We start from the raw sequence: 17,193 nt of genomic DNA, 5'->3' as shown, positions 1-17,193 counted from the left end.
GTAGGAACAACTATACTATTCTAAAAAGGAGCGAGAATTATGAAGAAACTGACAGCCATCTTATTATTGGCGCTGAGCCTGAGCGCGTGTCAGGCGGCAGACCTGGCGGATAGCCCCTTTCCGTTGTGGGAGGACGCGGAGGAGCCGGCGGCAGTCGAGGGCATCGTCATGGAGCTTGTCTCCATGGAGGATATGCACCTGGACCAGGAGCCGGACCAAGAGTCGTATCTCGACTGGAGAGTATTGAAGGTGAAGCTCGACCTTGAGGAGGAACTCTGGAACCCGGAGCCCGGATATTCGAGTCTCGACTATCTTTACAACGGGGCCTGGCACACGGTGTACCGCCCCTGGATTCCAAGACAGTGGACATTAGTGGCCCGGTGTATCGGGCCGGGGGAATGTGAGCGGGAATTTGCCGTACCGGCCTGCGCCCTCTGGCGAAGCGGAGAGTACCGCATTTGCCACGAGGACCTGGGAACCTTTGAGTTTACGATAGAATAGGGGGGTGGGGTCATGAAGAAGATAACTGTGTTTTTTGCCCTTGCGGTCCTTATTGTGGCCACGCTTTCTGGCTGCCTGCCGGTGGACGGAGAGCCGGAGGCGCAGGGGGCCGGAATGGCCGGTGAGGCCGTGGAGGCCTACGAGCCTGAGACCATAGAGGGCTGGGGCGAGGGGGTCAATTCCTTTGCGGCCTACTCCGGGAGCAAGAGCTTGCTGGAGAATCTGCAGGACGAGCTGGACTTGGTGGAGAGCGGGATTGACCTTAGCGGTAGCGAGCTCTGGTGGATAAACGACCAGGCCGTAACCGAGCTCTACGGCGAGGATGTATTTGCCGACGGAGCGTGCTATGAGGGTATATTCCGCTTCATGTTCAGCAGCCGTCAGGAGGACAGCGAGCTGGCGGCCCTGGCGGGGCTTACAGAGGAGGAGCTGAGGCTCTGGGCCCGGGAATGGGACTGGCCCAGCTATGGGTACATGGTCCGGGGCTGGGAGCTAGCGGCGACCTATGAGCCGCTGCCTGAAGGAAAATGGGTCACTCCAAGCTGGTGGCTGCCTCCCGAGGGGCTAACAGGCAGGGGCGAGGAACAGCCGGGTTACCGGGAGATGCTAGGCCTCCATGTTGGCGCCGATGGCAAACCCATCCCAACCCCGGAGCCTACGCCATTCCCTGAGGACCGGCAGGCCGTGGAGGACTTCAAATTCCCCGGCTGGGAGCCAGTGGAGGGCCACGAGGGCTATGAGATATCCACCGTGCACACCGCCGCCGACGGACGGCCCCTGCAGGTGCGCCTGCGCTGGAAGAATGAGGCGGGCTACGGTTTCTGGGCCCAGCTGCCCGCCCATGCCCTTGACAGCTTCTGGGAGCGTGAGGGGGAGTGGTTCGTGAAGGTGACTGTGCCGGAGGGCAAAAAAAGCGGGGACAGTGATTTGAGCAGTGAGGCGGAGAGCTCCACCTCCAGTAAGGTTTATCATCGCAAAGAAGACGGTACAGTAGAGGTCATTGAGGTACCGAGGTACTAAGGAGACAAAATGAAGCTACTTTTCAAGCAAAGACTTTTCTCGTGGCTTGACAGCTACGACATATACTATGAGGACGGCAGCGTGGCCTACACTGTCCAGGGCCAGCTCAGCTGGGGGCACTGTCTGAAGATATTCGACCCCCAGGGCTTTGAGGTGGGCACGGTGAAGGAGAAGGTGCTCACCTGGATGCCTAAGTTTGAGATATACTTAGGTGAGCAGTACATAGGCTCAATCAGCAAGGAGTTCACCGTCTTTAAGCCCAAGTACAATATCGATTTTAACGGCTGGCATATTGACGGCAACTGGACCGAGTGGGACTATACTATCCTTGGTCCCATGGGGGACAGGCTGGCAGTGATAAGCAAGGAGATATGGAACTGGACGGACACCTATATCATCGACGTTATGAGCCCGGATGACGGGCTCTACGCGCTGATGTTCGTGCTTGCCATAGACGCGGAGAAATGCTCGAGAGACTGAGGGGAAGGAAAAATTGGAGGCGATTTCCATGAGCAAGGAGACCTTGCGGTTTGTGAAAATGCACGGCTGCGGGAACGATTATATATACTTTGACTGCTTTAACCAGACTATCGCAGACCCGGAGGGGCTGAGTATACTCCTTTCCGACCGGCATAAGGGCGTTGGGGGAGACGGTATCATATTGGTCTGCCCCTCGGAGACTGCGGACGGAAAAATGCGCATTTTCAACGCCGACGGCAGCGAGGCCATGATGTGCGGCAACGGCATACGGTGCGTGGCAAAGTTCCTGTACGACACTGGGCTGTGCCGGAAGAAGCATTTGGAGATAGACACATTGAGCGGCGTGAAATACTGTGATATAATAGAGAAGGGCGGCGAGGCCGCCGCTGTCACGGTGGACATGGGCAGGGCAGAGCTTGTGCCGGAGCGCATACCTGTCAGCCTGCCCGGGGAGAGCGTAGTGGACCGGAAGATAGCCGTAGCCGGCGGGGAGTACCAGGTAACCTGCGTGTCCATGGGCAACCCACACTGCGTAATATTCGGCGGCGACCCTATGGAGCTGGACCTTGAAGCCATCGGCCCAAGGTTTGAGAAAGATAAAATATTCCCCAATGGGGTGAACACCGAGTTCATAGAGGTGCTGGACAGCCGTACGCTCAAGATGCGGGTCTGGGAGCGGGGCAGCGGCGAGACCATGGCCTGCGGCACCGGGGCCTGCGCGGCGGCGGTGGCAGCCTGCCTTAACGGATACTGCAGGACGGGCGAGGACATAACCGTAAGGCTCCGCGGGGGAGACCTTGTAATAAACTATACCCCGGAGCGCGTCCTCATGACCGGCGAGGCAGTAAAGGTCTTCTCAGGAGAAGTAAAAGTTTCGTCCACCTTTTCAAAGGTGGCAGGGCTTGGGACAGAGTCCCAAGGTCTAAAGCGGTGACGAAGTACACCGCCCAAAAACGAAAGGATGAAAAAATATGGCAAAGTACATTTTCGTAACCGGCGGCGTAGTCTCAGGCCTTGGCAAGGGCATAACAGCAGCCTCCCTTGGCCGCCTGCTGAAGTCCAGAGGCCTGAAGGTAGCCGCCCAGAAGCTGGACCCGTATATCAACGTGGACCCGGGCACCATGAGCCCATACCAGCACGGCGAAGTATACGTCACCGAGGACGGCTTGGAGACAGACCTTGATTTGGGCCACTACGAGCGGTTTATCGACGAGGACCTGAACAAGTTCTCAAACCTCACCACCGGCAAGGTCTACTGGAACGTGCTCAATAAGGAGCGCCGGGGGGAGTACCTTGGAGAAACAATCCAGGTGATACCACATATTACCTCGGAAATAAAGAGCTTTATCTACAGCGTCGGCAGCAAGAACAACGCCGATATAGTCATAACCGAGATAGGCGGTACTGCGGGGGATATCGAGAGCCAGCCATTTTTGGAGGCCATACGCCAGGTAAGCCAGGAGGTGGGGCCTGAGAACTCCCTGTTTATCCACGTGACTTTAGTGCCCTATCTGAAGGGCTCCGGCGAGCATAAGAGCAAGCCCACCCAGCACTCTGTGAAGGAGCTGCAGGGCATGGGCATAAAGCCGAATATCATAGTCCTGCGCACGGATGTGCCCATTGACGACCACAGTATCTTCGAGAAAATAGCCATGTTCTGCAATGTGCGCAAAGACTGCGTTATCGAAAACCTGACAATACCTGTACTTTATGAAGCCCCGATAATGCTGGAAAAGAGCAAGTTCTCCGACATAGTATGCCGGGAGCTGAACCTCACGACCCCTGAGCCGGATATGTCCGAGTGGTTGGGGATGGTGGAGAAAATACGCAGCCGCAAGCGCACCGTGCGCATAGCCCTTGTGGGCAAGTATGTGAAGCTCCACGACGCGTATCTCTCTGTGATGGAGGCCCTGGCCCACGCGGGCTACGGGCACAGCGCCAAGGTGGATATAGACTGGGTGGATTCCGAGACCCTGGACGAGGAGAATATCTCCACCCGCCTGGGCGACTGCCACGGCATAATTATTCCCGGAGGCTTCGGCAGCCGGGGCATTGAAGGCATGGTGCTGGCAGCCAAGTTTGCAAGGGAGCGGGACATCCCGTACCTTGGTATCTGCCTTGGTATGCAGGTAGCCGTTATTGAGTTCTGCCGGAACGTCTGCGGGATTTCAGACGCCAACTCAGGAGAGTTCGACGAATACGGCCTGAATAAGGTAATAGACTTCATGCCGGACCAGAACGCCGATATAAATAAGGGCGGCACCCTGCGCCTTGGCAGCTATCCCTGCAAGATTGTCCCCGGCACAAAAATGTCGGAGTGCTACGGAGAGGAACTTATAAACGAGCGCCACCGCCACCGCTACGAGTTCAATAACGACTTCCGCGAGGCCGTGGAGCAAAACGGTATGACCATAAGCGGCACCTCCCCGGACGGCCGGCTGGTGGAGTCCGTAGAGCTGCCGGAGAAGCGCTTCTTTGTGGCGGGGCAGTTCCACCCTGAGTTCAAGTCCAGGCCCAATAGGCCGCATCCGCTGTTTAGTGGCTTTGTAGGCGCGGCGGCGGAGTACGCCGGGGAAAAGGCTTGACAAGCTGGAAAACTTCTGCTATACTCTTACGATTTATCAAACTATAGCAGGAGGTACAAATAATGACAGGACTAAAGCGCGGCACAGTATCCATTAGTCCCCACGACCCTGACTGGCCCCGCCAGGCCCGGGAGACCATCAACGTACTGTGGGAGGTCTTTGGCGACAGGGCCGAGGACATCCAGCACATCGGCAGCACGGCTATAGAGGGCATACAGGCAAAGCCCATAATAGACATTGCCGTAGGTGTGCTGAATATGGAGGGCCTGCCCATTGACAGGATTCTTGAGCGGGGCTTCCAGGAGAGCTATAACCGATTTTCCAGCAACCTGCTCTATGTGCTGGAGACTGATGACAAGATACGCACACATCAGGTGCATATCCTGCCCTATGACAGTTTACAGTGGCACAACTACGTTGACCTGCGGGACTATATGAACGCCTTCCCGGAGAAGGCCAAAGAGTATGAGGAACTGAAAATCAGGCTGGTGAAGGAGTGCAATAACGTGCAGACGGCCTATACGGACGGAAAGCACGACTATATGGAGAGGACGCTGGCCAAGGCCAGGGAGTACGCAAAAAATAGGGGGAAGAGATGAATGAGATAGTGCGGCTCGCTGCTGAGGAGCTTGAGAAGCTTTCCCGGGCCGTGCCAGAGGGAAAGCATATAGTTACCGGGGACATTCGGAGGCTCTCCGGTAAGCTCTATAGGCAGGCCGGCGTGAAGGACATAGACAGTTTACTGAACCTCTGTGGGGAGCTCCTTGAGCTGCGGGACTGGGCAGCGGGAGTTGTTGCCTTTAACTGGGCGTACCGTGTGAAGGACCAGTATACGGCGGATGTGTATCTGGTATTTTACCGCTGGCTTAAGGAGTACGTGCGGGGCTGGGGGGACTGCGACGACTTCTGTACCCACGCCTTCGGGGAGATGCTACGGCAGCATAAGGAACTTTTTCCCGATATCCTGGAGTGGACGGCGGAAGGCAATTTCTGGATGCGAAGGGCCTCTGCGGTGGTGCTGATACCCTCCGTTATGAGGAATGACTATGCGGGGCTTGAACCCTACGCCATAGTGGACCGACTGCTCACAGACCCCCACGACCTGGTGCAGAAGGGATACGGCTGGATGCTGAAGTGCCTGTCCCAGTTTGACAGCGCCGGGGTGGAGAGATACCTTACCGAACACTGTCACGATATGCCAAGGGTCGCTTTCAGATACGCCCTGGAAAAATTTGACAGGGACACACGGGCCCGATTGATGGCATTATAACAAGAGAGGATTGATACCAATGAAACTGAATTCCAACTTCAAGAACCTTGAGCAGAGCTACCTTTTTGTGACCATCGCAAAGAAGGTCAATGAGTTCACCGAAAAACACCCGGACAACGAGCTTATCAGAATGGGCATTGGCGACGTGACCCTGCCCCTGGCCCCGGTGGTGATAGAGGCCATGCACAGGGCTGCGGACGAGATGGCGGATAAAGCTACCTTCCGCGGCTACTCCCCGGACAGCAACGGCTACCCATTCCTGCGGGAGGCCATAGCGGGCTACTATCAGAGCCTCGGTGTAGATGTTGAGGCCGGTGAGGTTTTTGTGGGTGACGGCGCCAAGTCCGACGTGGGCAATATAGTTGACATCTTCGACAATTCAAACACCGTCCTGGTCCCAGACCCGGTATACCCGGTGTATGTTGACACCAACATCATGTCCGGCAGGAAGATAGTTTATGCCGACGCCAATATGGACAACGGCTTCCTGCCCATGCCCGATGCCAGCCAGCCTGCGGATATAATCTATATCTGCTCCCCCAATAACCCCACAGGGGCAGTATACAATAGGGAGCAGCTTAAAGCCTGGGTTGACTATGCCTTGGACCAGAAGGCAGTGATACTTTTCGACTCTGCCTATGAGAGCTTTGTCTCTCCCGGACTGCCCAGGAGCATTTTCGAGATACCCGGTGCCGGGAAGTGTGCCATTGAGTTCTGCTCCCTCTCTAAGACAGCAGGCTTCACAGGTATGCGCTGCGGCTATACAGTGATAAAGAAGGAGCTTGCCTTTGACGGCGTAAGCGTCTCAGCCCTCTGGCAGCGCCGGCAGGGGAGCAAGTTCAACGGCGTGAACTATATCACCCAGCGGGCTGCCGAGGCCGTCTTTACCCCCGAGGGCATAAAGCAGACCCGGGACGCTGTGGCCTACTATAAGCGCAACGCCCAGGTGATGGTGGCAGCTCTAAAGGAGCTGGGCTACTGGTTCACCGGCGGCGAGAACTCCCCCTATGTCTGGTTCAAGTGCCCGGATAATATGGGCGGCTGGGAGTATTTTGACTACCTCTTAAACGAGAAGCAGATTGTGGGCACCCCCGGTGAGGGCTTCGGGAAGAACGGCGCGGGGTGCATGAGGCTGTCGGCCTTCGGGGACGCGGATAAGACCCGGGAGGCTATGGAGCGGATAAAGAAGGGGTAAAGCCATGGAGATATGGGCAAAAATGTTCGAGGCGGCGAGAGCCGTACAGAATGACAGAAGGATATCGGAGTACGTGGAGGCAGGCGGGGTAGCAGCCGCCATACTCTCAGGCTCCGGCAGGATATATACAGGTGTCTGCATAGACACCTGCTCTACCCTCGGTATCTGCGCTGAGCGCAACGCTATTTTCAACATGATAACCTGCGGCGAGCAGGAGATAAAGCGGGTCCTTGCCATCATGCCCGACGGAAAGTCAGGGCCCCCCTGCGGCGCTTGCCGGGAGCTGATGGTGCAGCTCATGCCGGAGGGCTACAAAAATATCGAGATACTAATGGATTACGAGAACCATAGAGTCGTGACCCTCGGGGAGCTTACCCCTGAATGGTGGATATAAGGAGTGGGGGATATGACTAGCATATACAACGCCTTCGGGTACGCCATAGACTGGCAGGAGCGCTACAGGCTCATAAAAGCGGCGGGCTTTGACGGTGTGATGCTCTGGTGGAGCGACGGCTTCGGGCGGGGGCCTGGATACCGGGAGGACCCGGAGCGTGCCCGGAACGCGGGGCTCGTGGTGGAGAATTTCCACGCGCCGGTGCAGTGGCAGAACGATTTGTCCCTTAATAACCAGGCGGGGGAGAGCCTCTTTGAGCTATACTCCCAGTGCGTGAGGGACTGTGCGGAGTATCAGGCGCCGGCTCTTGTGATACACCTGCCGAACGATGAGTTCCCGCTGAACCACCTTGGCATGGAGCGGCTGGAACGCCTCGTGGACCTTGCTGGGGAGCTGGGAGTGAAGCTGGCAATGGAGAATATCTTCAATACCCGAAACCTTTGTAAGGCGCTGGACAGCTTCCCGAGCCTTGGCCTCTGCTATGATAGCTGCCACTTTGCCAACGACCCGGAGGCTCCCGATTTGCTTCGGATGTATGGCAAGAGGCTCATGGCCCTGCACCTGCACGATAACGGCGGCGGGAGAGGCCAACACCAGCTACCATTTGATGGGGATATAGACTGGACCCGGGTAATGGGGGAGATAGGGGAGGCGGGCTATAGCGGCTCAATCTCCCTTGAGCCCATGAACTGGGGATATGAGGATATGGACATTAAGGAGTTTCTCAGGCTGGCTTATGAGAGAGCGGTAAAACTAAAAAATATAGGAAGCCGGTGAATTTTATGAAGGTCTTTTTGTGCGGCGGCGGTGCAGGTATTCAAACGGTTGAGGCAAATAAAAGATTGAATGAGGTAATTGACCACTCAAAGCCTTGCCTGTATGTGCCGTTGGCAATGGAGCGTACGATGTATGCCGACTGCTTTGAATGGATAAAAGGCGAATTAAAAAATGTTGATATCCCTTATATCGAGATGGTAAACAGCGCGGATGAACTGGCAGCTAAAAACATGAACGATTTTGGGGTAATATTCATTGGCGGAGGCAATACGTTTAAATTGCTGCATGAGTTAAAAGCAAGCGGAGCTTTTGAAAAAATAAAGGAGTACCTGAATAGTGAAGGGGTTGTTTTTGGCGGAAGCGCAGGGGCAATAATCTTCGGGAAGGATTTGGAAGCTTGTAAACTTGACGACGCAAATGAAGTGAATTTAAGTGATATAAATGGATTTGACCTATTAGACGGAACATCGATTTTATGTCACTATACAAATCGGACCGCTGAAGAAGATGAAAAAGCCAGACAATATCTGCTGGAGGTTTCAAAGCACAGGCGGGTTGTGGCCTTGCCGGAAGAAGTAACGCTTTTTATAAATGGTGAGAATTTGGAGGTCATCGGAAACAGACCTTATTTCCTTTTTGAAAACGGTGCAATTATAACACAGAATGAGGAATAAAATCCCAGTTCCAGCCAGCAGCACAGAGCTCTTAAACAGAGAACTAAAAAATTCAGAAAGTCGGTGATAATATGACCCTCGGCAAATACATCCTGGCTATCGACCAGGGCACCACCAGCACCCGCGCCATACTTTTTGACGCTTTGGGCGGCATTGCGTCTGTGGCCCAGCAGGAGTTCCCCCAGATATACCCCCGGCCCGGCTACGTGGAGCACGACGCGGTAAAGATACTCCAGACGGCTATCTACGTTGCCCGCGCGGCTGTTCAAAAGGCAGGTATCACAGCCGGGGACGTGGCGGCAATAGGTATCACCAACCAGCGGGAGACCACCGTGGCCTGGGACAGGCATACTGGAATCCCCGTCTGCAACGCCATAGTCTGGCAGTGCAGGCGCACCGCCCCCGACTGTGAGCGCCTGACAGCCCTGGGGATGGGTGAATACATAAAGGACACCACCGGCCTGCTTATCGACCCGTACTTCTCCGGAACCAAGATGAAGTGGATATTAGACAATGTCCCCGCCGCAAGGGAGCTGGCAGACAAGGGCCGCCTGTGCCTTGGCACCATCGACAGCTGGCTGGTCTTTTCCCTCACCGAGGGCAGCTCCTTTGTGACCGACATCTCAAATGCCTCCCGCACAATGCTTATGGATATAAATAAGCACTGTTGGGACAGCACAATGCTAAAGGAGCTGGGAATCCCCGAAAGTGCCCTTCCAAGGATAGTGGAGTGCGGGGGAGAGATAGGCGTGTGCAGCAAGACGCTCCTTGGCCGCGAGATACCCATAGCGGGCATGGCCGGGGACCAGCACGCGGCGCTCTTTGGACAGTGCTGCTTTGACAAGGGCATGGCAAAGAACACCTATGGCACCGGCTGCTTCGTGCTGATGAACACCGGGGAGGAGCCGGTACATTCAAAAGGCCTGCTCACGACCGTGGCCTGGAAGCTGAACGGCAGGACGGTGTACGCCCTGGAGGGCAGCGCATTTAACGCGGGCTCGGCCATCCAGTGGCTCCGGGACGAGCTGAAGATGATTGAGACCCCCCAGGAGGCCGACCGGCTGGCTGAGACAGTTGAGGACACCGGAGGCGTGAGCTTTGTCCCGGCCTTCACGGGCCTGGGAGCGCCCTATTGGGACATGTACGCCAGGGGCGCACTCTTGGGCATTACCCGGGGTACCCAGCGGGCCCATGTGTGCCGGGCCGTGCTGGAGAGCATTGCTCTAGAGAGCTACGACCTGATACACGCTATGGAGCAGGAGGCCGGCGTAAGCCTTTCGGAGCTGCGCGTAGACGGCGGCGCCTCCCGCAGCCGCTTCCTCATGCAGTACCAGGCGGATATCTCCAACAGGCATGTTAAGCGCCCCGCCTGCCTGGAGACCACTGCCCTTGGCTCCGCCATGATGGCCGGCCTCGCCGTAGGCCTGTGGGAGAGCCAGGACGCCCTTCGCGCCCTCTGGCGCGAGGACCAGACCTTTACCCCCGACTGCACAACGGAGCTCCGCGAGCAGAATTTGGCACGGTGGCATAGGGCGGTGGAGCGCAGCAGGGGATGGGCGGAATAAACTTTGGATACAAGACTAAAATATAGGTAAGGAGGGGTGGTGTAATGGAAAACCCGGCGGAGTACGAGTACAGAGATTTTAAATGGAGAGAAGAACTTATTGACGGCGTGACAGTAGCTATGGCCCCAGGCCCAAGCGTTGGCCATTCCAGAATATCCCAAAATATCTCACGGATGTTTGGCAATTATCTGAGAGGCAAAAAGTGTGAGGCTTTTATTGACGGAGTAGACCTGCACCTTACGGAGAAAGACTGCTTTCAGCCCGACTGTATGATAGTCTGTGACCCGGACAAGGTCAGAGGAGACGGTGTACACGGTGCTGCAGACCTGGTGGTTGAGGTACTGTCCCCGAGCACCGCCGGCAGAGACCGCGGCTATAAGCGGCAGGTGTATGAACAATGCGGAGTCAGGGAATACTGGCTTGTAAGCCCGGGGGACAGGTCAATAGAGATATATTTACTAAAAGAGGGCAAGTTTGAATTGGAAAATGTATATGCCCTTTATCGTGACTTCGAGCTCAACAAACTGACCCCCGCCCAGCGCGCCGCCATCCCAATGAGCTTTAAGTGCAGCCTTTTTGACGACCTGGACATCCATATTGAAGACGTATTCGAGCGCGTGGAATAATAGGTGCGTTTACTAAAAACACCGCCGCCAGAGCTTAATCCGGCGGCGATGTTTTTATAGTAATATCAGGATGGGAATTTACTCTACAAGGTGCTTTTCAGTCCACTCAAATGCGGCGGTGCATACGTCCTTTACGCACCCCTCGTCGATGGGCGAGCGCATATCCACCGAGTGTGCCAGGTCGATAAAGGTCTTTGTGCCGCCCAGCCTGACAAAGTCCATATACTTTCTCCAGGCCTCGTTCCTGTCCTTCAGAGAGAGGGCGAAGAACTGCAGGCTCATGACCTGTGCCAGGCAGTAGTCGATATAGTAGAAGGGGCTCTGGTATATGTGCATCTGCCGCTGCCAGCCGGCGCCGCGGCCGTAGAAGGGCAGGCCATCGAAGTCCAGATACGGGCGGTACATTCTGTCAAGGCGCGCCCAGGTCTCGTTGCGCTCCTGGGGGGTCATCTCAGGATGGCTGTATACCTCATACTGGAAGTGGTCCACAAGGCAGCCGTAGGGGATGAAGCTAAGGGCGTCCTCAGCGTGGGAGAGCTCATACTTGTCGGTCATATCCCCAAAGAACAGGTTATGCCAGGGTGCTGTGAGGAATTCCATGCTCATGGAGTGGGTCTCGCAGCCCTCCATGCTGGGCCAGCGGCTGTCGGGAACAGGGATGGTTCTGTCGGCAATGAAATTGGCGAAGGCGTGGCCCGCCTCGTGGGTGAGCACATCCACGTCCCCGGAGGTGCCGTTGAAGTTTGAGAAGATAAAGGGGTATTTATAGTCGGGCAGGCTGGTGCAGTACCCGCCGGGGGCCTTGCCCTCCTTTGCGAGCACGTCAAACAGCTCGTTCTCCAGCATAAGGTCGATGAACTCGCCGGTCTCTTTTGAAAGCTCATGGTACATCTTCCTGCCGGCAGCCATTATCTCCTCAGAAGTGCCCTGGGGCTTTGCGGAGCCGTCTTTGAACATGAACACATTATCATAGAACTTGAAGTCGTCTATACCGAGACGCTTTGCCTGCCGTGACTTTACCTTGACCGTCAGCGGCACCAGGTCCCGCACCACCTGCTTGCGGAAGCTGTCCAAATCCTCCGGGGTATAGCAGTTGCGGCCCATGCGTATAAAGCCCAAGGGCACATAGTTATCAAAGCCAAGCTTCTTAGCCTGCTCGGTGCGGTTCTTCACCAGCTTATCATAGAGCTCGTCGAGGGCCTCCTGATTCTGGTCAAAGAAGCTGCCCTCGGCCTCAATAGCGGCCTTTCGCACGGACCTGTCCGGGTCCTGCTTATAGGGCCCCAGCTGGGCGATAGTGACGGTCTTTCCCATAAAGTCAATACGGGCGCTGGCGTAGAGCTTCTGATACTCGGTGGTGAGCCTGTTCTCCTCCTGCATCAGGGGTACAATCTCGGGAGTGAAGGATTTCAGCTCCAGCTCGATATTTGTGAACAGCAGCGCCCCAAGCTCATTTTCCAGCTGAGCCCGGAAGGGGGAGGCGACTAAAACCTTGTTAAAGGCCTGCAGCTTCTCGGAGATAAGGGGATACTGCTCGTCAAGATAGGCCTGCTCGTCCTCATAGAACTTGTCCCGGGTGTCAACAGTGTTGCGTATGGAGCAGATACTGGAAAGGGTGCTGAAGTGGGACATAAGCTGGTCCTTCTCCTTAAACAGCTCCAGCTGCGCCTGTGCGCTTGAAGCGGCCTCCAGTTGGGAGGTCAGCTGGTCCAGCCGGGAAAACAGGGCGTCCATATCTGGCCTGGAATAGGGCATTTCAGAAAATTTCATAAATTGGCTCCTTTCATATTTTGTGTACCTATGGCAATTCTACATCAAAAAGGACCAGGGGTCAAGGGGAGAGCCGTAATAAAACAGCAAAATGATTTTGTATAGAGGGGTGCTATATCCCGCAAGAATACTATTCAAGGGAGGCTATTGATATGATAGAGCTGCAGAACAAGAATATATGTCCGACTTTGGAGGAAATAGGCGAATACACCGGCAGCCCGGCTTTTATGCAATTTTGCGGGGAGATAAAGGAGACATATAGCTACGCCGGGAAAATAGAGTACAGCTCATGCAGCATGGAGCCGGGCTGGAACGTGAAGTTTAAGAAAGCGGGGAGGACCCTATGCACGATATATCCGAGAGAAACCTATTTTACTGTTATGGTAGTTGTCGGCCCAAAGCAAAAGGCGCCGGTAGAGGGGATACTGCCGGAGTGCTCAGCTGAGCTCCAGGACATCTATAACAGGACCCGGGAGGGAAACGGCCAGAGGTGGCTGATGATAGACCTGGAGAACAGGGGGCAGCTGTACAGGGATACTTTACGGCTGCTGGAGATACGCAGGAACAGCTAGCAGCCCTCGCTATTTTGCAAAACCAGAAAGTTAAAATAAAAGCTAAATAAAATTCACGGCCAGTTCAGAGAATCTTCATAATTATAGGGTACTATATCATCGTGGCAGGCAGAGCCACAGAACGACTCTTTTTCATCATATCCTCATTTTTAACTCCTTACTTCCTCTTTAAGAAGGCTGCTCTCACCCAGAGCGGCCTTCTGCTTTGCCCGCAGAAAAAATCAAAAAAAGGGGCTTGACATTTCGACTGATTAGAGGTATAATAAACAAGCGCTGAGAGAGCTGCTGGTGTAGCTCAGTTGGTAGAGCAGCTGATTTGTAATCAGCAGGTCAGGGGTTCGAGTCCGTTCACCAGCTCCAGCGGGACGGGCCCGGTTCTCCAAAACCGGGCGCACCGCTTGTATAAAATTGCATAATTTATGGGGGAGTTCCCGAGTGGCCAAAGGGGGCAGACTGTAAATCTGTTGTCGACGACTTCAGTGGTTCGAATCCACTCTCCCCCACCATTGACAAAACCTTGCATGAAAATGTGAGGTTCTTGTTTTGTTTGTACAAATTGTCTTGGCGGTCAAGTTCAGTAAAGAAACTGCATATCAAAATGGATATTGCGGATAGAGTTTCAACTTATTTTTTTGCGAGTTCGGCGTTGCTCTGTCGGCTTTTTGTCCTGACCCACACCGTGACCCACACGCGGAAATAAACGGAAACGGCTGGATACTTCCGGGCAGGAAGTTCCAGCCGTTTTTCTCGTTTGACCCACACTCACATGACCTTGTCCATGAAATTTCCCATCTTTTCTGCGGCCTGCTCCTGCTTTTGGCGGGTGGCGTGGGTGTAGGTTCTCAGCGTGAATCCTGCGTCGTAGTGGCCCAGCATACTGCTGACGGTTTTCACGTCTACACCATTTTGTAGTGCGGCGGTCGCGAAGGTGTGACGGAGTGAATGAAAATTTATATAATTTAATCCTGCTGACTTTAATATTCGCTTGTGGAGCGTTACTATCGAGTCGGGGTAGTACATCTCGCCTGTTCGTGTGGACGGAAACATATAGGGGTTGTCAGGGTGTTTGCTGTGTTCCTGCTGGAGCAGTTTTACTGCTTTCTGCGGGATAGACACCAGCCTGACGGACGTTTCTGTCTTGGGGCGGGTGATGGCAATGTTGCCATTTTCGTCACGCGTGGCCTGTTTGCTGACGCTGATGGTCTGATTCTCAATGTCCAGGTCTGACCAGAGGAGGGCTACCAGTTCGCCTTTTCGTAGGCCGCTGACCAGTTCCAGGTAAAACATGGGGAGGACGTGGCGGCGGTCGGCCTCGTCAAGGTAGGCTTTCATGTCCTCGGCAGGGAGGAACTTCATCTCCTTTTTCTCCAACTTTGGGGCGATTCAGTCATCGGTAGGGTTGCGCTGGATCAAGCGTTCCTTGACTGCCCTGTCTAAAGCGTTGTGGAGCATGAGGTGGATGCCGCGAACCGTGGAGGCGCTCAGGCCGGGGGATTTCTCTTTCTGGACTTCCCGCAAACGTCCATTTTCACGTAAGTCTTGGTATAGCTTCTGTAGGTCACGGCCCGTCAGCTTGTTTAGCTTGATGTCACCGATTCGCGGGTTCACATGAAGTTCGATGCTCCGGCGGTAGTATTCAGCGGTGGAAACACGCACGTTGGGCTTGGCGTAGAGGGTGTACCAGTTGGTGAGCCATGAGCCGACCGTGTAATCATCAGAGCGAGACACGTCCAAATCTTTGACATCGTCCATTGCTAAAGCAAGCTTTTCTTTGACCTCTGCCTGGGTCTTGCCGAGCACATTCTTGATTATGCGCTTGCCGGTAAGTGAGTCGTAACCAGCGGTGTACCGCCCTTCCCACCTGCCATCCTTGCGCTTGCGTATGTTTCCTTCGCCGTTTGCTCGTTTCTTTGCCATATCTTGGCCCCCTTTCTCAGCACACCACAATACCATACCCTGCTGAGAAAGTCCACTGACATTTTTCTTACTTTTTGGGGGTTCCCAAATCCCTTTTCTTTAGTTTAGCGGCGCAAATTTTGAGGGAGTCAATCGTCGTAATATCCGGCTAAAATGTCTTCGAAACTCACCTTGCCACGGGTGCGGCGCACATTGTTTATGGCCTCGCGGCGCATTTCCTCTACCTGTTCAGGCGTGTACTCAGAAAGTTCAGCCAGCACCCGCATCACCATCTCAAGCTGCACCGCATAGCGGAAAAGTCCCTTGGAGATGGCTTTAGCATTATCCTCGGACAGTTTCAAGACGGCCCCGGCAAGTTTGTCGCCCAAGATGTCATTATCCTGCAGAGCGTTGTCTGCCATGAGATTCTCAACCGCTCGCGCGAACAGCTCATTTCGGGAGGAAAAGCCCTGTTCTTTCGCAAATCTATCTGCTCGTTGGACCAGACTTCTGTCTAAATATAGGCTTATCCGCTGCATATTTTCTGGATCCATAAATTACCTCCGAAAATGCAATACACCAACTTGCGACCCCTAAAAATCTCCCAATATTTAGCCATTTCTCCCTACTTGCAACCCCTAGCTTTACACCAAACCTCCATTTGTGACCCTAGTATGACCCCTATCTCACCATGCCCTGCAACTCCCGAAAAAGCCCGTGGTTTCTAGCCATCCCGCCCGGCTCTGCCGGACGGTGTAGACTGCAAAGGCGCCGACATGGCGCCTTGCTTTCTCCTGCTTGTTTTTCGACCATGTTTTTTCTGTTCTCTCTGGCTGAATTATTTTCCATTTCAGTGCATATCTTTGCGACGAGTTTGCGCCGTTGTTCGCGGAGGATTTGTGCCGCGGCTGGAGGTGAGGCAGGTGCCCCTCACAAATCGCCACAAATGCCTCAAAATGGCGTTTTAGGCCGGTGGCCGATTTCTCTCCCCGATCGCCGGCCTAAATTGCCCAACACGGCCCTCACAGGGGCCACAAACGCGCACCTCGATGGTTGGCACTCGTCGTAGTATTTGATTGTCCTCTGAAGTGTTTTTTATGTTTGTAATTGGGTCATGAAAGTGATATAATCAAAGCACTTCTTGCAAAGGTAATTACTCAACGGGAGGCAAATCCATGCTGCAGCCTTATGAACTAATGGAACAGCTTTTATCCGAAATTGAAAAGCACATTATGGAACCGGTAAGTTTGTGATTGCGGAGCAGATGCAGTTTACAAACCTCATGAGCTTTCTGTACGCTGACCTCTACCGTGGTCTGATGCACGGCAACTGCCCTCGCCGCTGTCAGAATTGTGGGAAGTATTTTCTGCTGACCGCTGGCTACAACACCTGCTACTGCAACAATATCGCTCCCGGTGAAACTTCACGCACCTGCCGCAAGGTCGGCGCACACCGTAAAGCGGAACGAGAAAAAGCCTCCGGCACTCCCGCTCAGCGGGAATATCGGAGGGCTTATGACAGGTTGAAGATGAGGAAAGCAAGGCATAAAATCACGGTAGATGAGTGGAACGAGAAGGTCGCGCTGGCACAGAAGCTCAGAGATGATGCGGAGCAAGGCAAGCTGACGGACTTGGAGTTGCGCGACAAACTCAGTGCGCTTTGAGGAAAGGTTTTTCTTTGTTTATGCGGTGTAGATTTTGACTGCCACATAATCCAGTTGTTTCTCAAACGCACAGGTCAGATACTCTTTAATATAAAGCACTCCGCATATCATAAGTATAGTGATCAGAATCAGCAGAGATACGATCATTCCCCGCCAGGAGTAGAGCCTGAGCATTTTTCTACGATGCTCTTTTCGCCTTGCTCTG

At 54.4% G+C, this 17,193-nt stretch carries 18 protein-coding genes, 2 tRNA genes and 1 pseudogene; 17 read left to right on the top strand and 4 right to left on the bottom strand.

Features of this window, described 5'->3' with window-relative positions; genetic code table 11:
• The first annotated feature begins 39 nt into the window (after nucleotides 1-39).
• The 13 genes from D5270_RS12390 to D5270_RS12330 all read left to right on the top strand — a co-directional run bounded on the left by D5270_RS12390 (nucleotide 40) and on the right by D5270_RS12330 (nucleotide 11,087).
• Nucleotides 40-501, top strand: a complete 462-nt coding sequence (locus D5270_RS12390) for a hypothetical protein (RefSeq protein ID WP_166544404.1) — start codon at nucleotides 40-42, stop codon at nucleotides 499-501.
• Between the two features lie 12 nt (nucleotides 502-513).
• Nucleotides 514-1,521 (top strand): hypothetical protein, encoded by a 1,008-nt coding sequence (locus D5270_RS12385; RefSeq protein WP_166544403.1) that lies wholly within the window; start codon nucleotides 514-516, stop codon nucleotides 1,519-1,521.
• Between the two features lie 9 nt (nucleotides 1,522-1,530).
• Entirely contained in the window at nucleotides 1,531-2,001 is a 471-nt protein-coding gene (locus D5270_RS12380) for an LURP-one-related/scramblase family protein (RefSeq protein ID WP_166544402.1), read from the top strand.
• A gap of 28 nt (nucleotides 2,002-2,029) precedes the next feature.
• A complete protein-coding gene (gene dapF, locus D5270_RS12375; RefSeq protein ID WP_161473303.1) occupies nucleotides 2,030-2,935 on the top strand; it encodes a diaminopimelate epimerase in 906 nt (301 codons plus the stop codon).
• A gap of 37 nt (nucleotides 2,936-2,972) precedes the next feature.
• Nucleotides 2,973-4,586 (top strand): CTP synthase, encoded by a 1,614-nt coding sequence (locus D5270_RS12370; RefSeq protein ID WP_161473304.1) that lies wholly within the window; start codon nucleotides 2,973-2,975, stop codon nucleotides 4,584-4,586.
• A gap of 62 nt (nucleotides 4,587-4,648) precedes the next feature.
• Entirely contained in the window at nucleotides 4,649-5,185 is a 537-nt protein-coding gene (locus D5270_RS12365) for a GrpB family protein (protein WP_166544401.1), read from the top strand.
• Entirely contained in the window at nucleotides 5,182-5,856 is a 675-nt protein-coding gene (locus D5270_RS12360) for a DNA alkylation repair protein (RefSeq protein ID WP_166544400.1), read from the top strand. The genes D5270_RS12365 and D5270_RS12360 overlap by 4 nt, the downstream gene beginning before the upstream one ends.
• Nucleotides 5,857-5,875: 19 nt before the next feature.
• Nucleotides 5,876-7,051 (top strand): LL-diaminopimelate aminotransferase, encoded by a 1,176-nt coding sequence (locus D5270_RS12355; protein WP_166544399.1) that lies wholly within the window; start codon nucleotides 5,876-5,878, stop codon nucleotides 7,049-7,051.
• Nucleotides 7,052-7,055: 4 nt separating this feature from the next.
• Entirely contained in the window at nucleotides 7,056-7,445 is a 390-nt protein-coding gene (locus D5270_RS12350) for a cytidine deaminase family protein (RefSeq protein ID WP_166544398.1), read from the top strand.
• 12 nt (nucleotides 7,446-7,457) lie between these two features.
• Nucleotides 7,458-8,222: a sugar phosphate isomerase/epimerase family protein gene (locus tag D5270_RS12345; protein ID WP_166544397.1), complete on the top strand. Its 765-nt coding sequence runs from the start codon at nucleotides 7,458-7,460 to the stop codon at nucleotides 8,220-8,222.
• Nucleotides 8,223-8,227: 5 nt separating this feature from the next.
• On the top strand, nucleotides 8,228-8,896 hold the full coding sequence (locus D5270_RS12340; RefSeq protein WP_166544396.1) for a Type 1 glutamine amidotransferase-like domain-containing protein: 669 nt from the start codon (nucleotides 8,228-8,230) through the stop codon (nucleotides 8,894-8,896).
• A 71-nt stretch (nucleotides 8,897-8,967) separates the two neighbouring features.
• Nucleotides 8,968-10,461, top strand: coding sequence for a glycerol kinase GlpK (glpK, locus tag D5270_RS12335; protein ID WP_166544395.1), 1,494 nt, complete (start codon nucleotides 8,968-8,970; stop codon nucleotides 10,459-10,461).
• 44 nt (nucleotides 10,462-10,505) lie between these two features.
• Nucleotides 10,506-11,087 carry a Uma2 family endonuclease gene (locus tag D5270_RS12330; protein WP_166544394.1) on the top strand — a complete coding sequence of 194 codons (582 nt, stop codon included), beginning with the start codon at nucleotides 10,506-10,508 and terminating at the stop codon, nucleotides 11,085-11,087.
• A gap of 78 nt (nucleotides 11,088-11,165) precedes the next feature.
• On the opposite strand, the gene D5270_RS12325 is transcribed toward D5270_RS12330, so the two are convergent.
• On the bottom strand, nucleotides 11,166-12,857 hold the full coding sequence (locus D5270_RS12325; protein WP_166544393.1) for a M3 family oligoendopeptidase: 1,692 nt from the start codon (nucleotides 12,855-12,857) through the stop codon (nucleotides 11,166-11,168).
• A gap of 152 nt (nucleotides 12,858-13,009) precedes the next feature.
• On the opposite strand from D5270_RS12325, the gene D5270_RS12320 reads away from it, so the two are divergent.
• The 3 genes from D5270_RS12320 to D5270_RS12310 all read left to right on the top strand — a co-directional run bounded on the left by D5270_RS12320 (nucleotide 13,010) and on the right by D5270_RS12310 (nucleotide 13,935).
• Nucleotides 13,010-13,429, top strand: coding sequence for a DUF3788 domain-containing protein (locus D5270_RS12320; RefSeq protein WP_166544392.1), 420 nt, complete (start codon nucleotides 13,010-13,012; stop codon nucleotides 13,427-13,429).
• Between the two features lie 284 nt (nucleotides 13,430-13,713).
• Nucleotides 13,714-13,789 (top strand) — tRNA-Thr (locus D5270_RS12315).
• Nucleotides 13,790-13,850: 61 nt separating this feature from the next.
• A tRNA-Tyr gene (locus tag D5270_RS12310) sits at nucleotides 13,851-13,935 on the top strand.
• Between the two features lie 256 nt (nucleotides 13,936-14,191).
• Here the strand turns inward: D5270_RS12310 and D5270_RS17155 are convergent.
• The 3 genes from D5270_RS17155 to D5270_RS12300 all read right to left on the bottom strand — a co-directional run bounded on the left by D5270_RS17155 (nucleotide 14,192) and on the right by D5270_RS12300 (nucleotide 15,747).
• Nucleotides 14,192-14,785 (bottom strand): site-specific integrase, encoded by a 594-nt coding sequence (locus tag D5270_RS17155; RefSeq protein ID WP_330587529.1) that lies wholly within the window; start codon nucleotides 14,783-14,785, stop codon nucleotides 14,192-14,194.
• Between the two features lie 27 nt (nucleotides 14,786-14,812).
• Entirely contained in the window at nucleotides 14,813-15,346 is a 534-nt protein-coding gene (locus tag D5270_RS17150) for a hypothetical protein (RefSeq protein ID WP_330587528.1), read from the bottom strand.
• Nucleotides 15,347-15,474: 128 nt separating this feature from the next.
• On the bottom strand, nucleotides 15,475-15,747 hold the full coding sequence (locus tag D5270_RS12300; RefSeq protein WP_166544391.1) for a hypothetical protein: 273 nt from the start codon (nucleotides 15,745-15,747) through the stop codon (nucleotides 15,475-15,477).
• A gap of 824 nt (nucleotides 15,748-16,571) precedes the next feature.
• On the opposite strand from D5270_RS12300, the pseudogene D5270_RS12295 reads away from it, so the two are divergent.
• Nucleotides 16,572-16,988: pseudogene (locus D5270_RS12295) on the top strand (DUF6076 domain-containing protein); the annotation flags it as partial.
• Between the last annotated feature and the right edge of the window lie 205 nt (nucleotides 16,989-17,193).

The sequence above is a fragment of the Acutalibacter sp. 1XD8-36 genome, assembly GCF_009917525.1.
Classification (GTDB): Bacteria; Bacillota; Clostridia; order Oscillospirales; family Acutalibacteraceae; genus Acutalibacter.
This window is presented reverse-complemented; position numbering and strand designations above follow the sequence as displayed.

Excerpts from the sequence above, each read along its gene's own strand:
- D5270_RS12390 (WP_166544404.1), top strand. The coding sequence starts at position 40 with ATGAAGAAACTGACAGCCATCTTATTATTGGCGCTGAGCCTGAGCGCG.
- D5270_RS12385 (WP_166544403.1), top strand. The coding sequence starts at position 514 with ATGAAGAAGATAACTGTGTTTTTTGCCCTTGCGGTCCTTATTGTGGCC.
- D5270_RS12380 (WP_166544402.1), top strand. The coding sequence starts at position 1,531 with ATGAAGCTACTTTTCAAGCAAAGACTTTTCTCGTGGCTTGACAGCTAC.
- dapF (WP_161473303.1), top strand. The coding sequence starts at position 2,030 with ATGAGCAAGGAGACCTTGCGGTTTGTGAAAATGCACGGCTGCGGGAAC.
- D5270_RS12370 (WP_161473304.1), top strand. The coding sequence starts at position 2,973 with ATGGCAAAGTACATTTTCGTAACCGGCGGCGTAGTCTCAGGCCTTGGC.
- D5270_RS12365 (WP_166544401.1), top strand. The coding sequence starts at position 4,649 with ATGACAGGACTAAAGCGCGGCACAGTATCCATTAGTCCCCACGACCCT.
- D5270_RS12360 (WP_166544400.1), top strand. The coding sequence starts at position 5,182 with ATGAATGAGATAGTGCGGCTCGCTGCTGAGGAGCTTGAGAAGCTTTCC.
- D5270_RS12355 (WP_166544399.1), top strand. The coding sequence starts at position 5,876 with ATGAAACTGAATTCCAACTTCAAGAACCTTGAGCAGAGCTACCTTTTT.
- D5270_RS12350 (WP_166544398.1), top strand. The coding sequence starts at position 7,056 with ATGGAGATATGGGCAAAAATGTTCGAGGCGGCGAGAGCCGTACAGAAT.
- D5270_RS12345 (WP_166544397.1), top strand. The coding sequence starts at position 7,458 with ATGACTAGCATATACAACGCCTTCGGGTACGCCATAGACTGGCAGGAG.
- D5270_RS12340 (WP_166544396.1), top strand. The coding sequence starts at position 8,228 with ATGAAGGTCTTTTTGTGCGGCGGCGGTGCAGGTATTCAAACGGTTGAG.
- glpK (WP_166544395.1), top strand. The coding sequence starts at position 8,968 with ATGACCCTCGGCAAATACATCCTGGCTATCGACCAGGGCACCACCAGC.
- D5270_RS12330 (WP_166544394.1), top strand. The coding sequence starts at position 10,506 with ATGGAAAACCCGGCGGAGTACGAGTACAGAGATTTTAAATGGAGAGAA.
- D5270_RS12325 (WP_166544393.1), bottom strand. The coding sequence starts at position 12,857 with ATGAAATTTTCTGAAATGCCCTATTCCAGGCCAGATATGGACGCCCTG.
- D5270_RS12320 (WP_166544392.1), top strand. The coding sequence starts at position 13,010 with ATGATAGAGCTGCAGAACAAGAATATATGTCCGACTTTGGAGGAAATA.
- D5270_RS17155 (WP_330587529.1), bottom strand. The coding sequence starts at position 14,785 with ATGAAGTTCCTCCCTGCCGAGGACATGAAAGCCTACCTTGACGAGGCC.
- D5270_RS17150 (WP_330587528.1), bottom strand. The coding sequence starts at position 15,346 with ATGGCAAAGAAACGAGCAAACGGCGAAGGAAACATACGCAAGCGCAAG.
- D5270_RS12300 (WP_166544391.1), bottom strand. The coding sequence starts at position 15,747 with ATGGCAGACAACGCTCTGCAGGATAATGACATCTTGGGCGACAAACTT.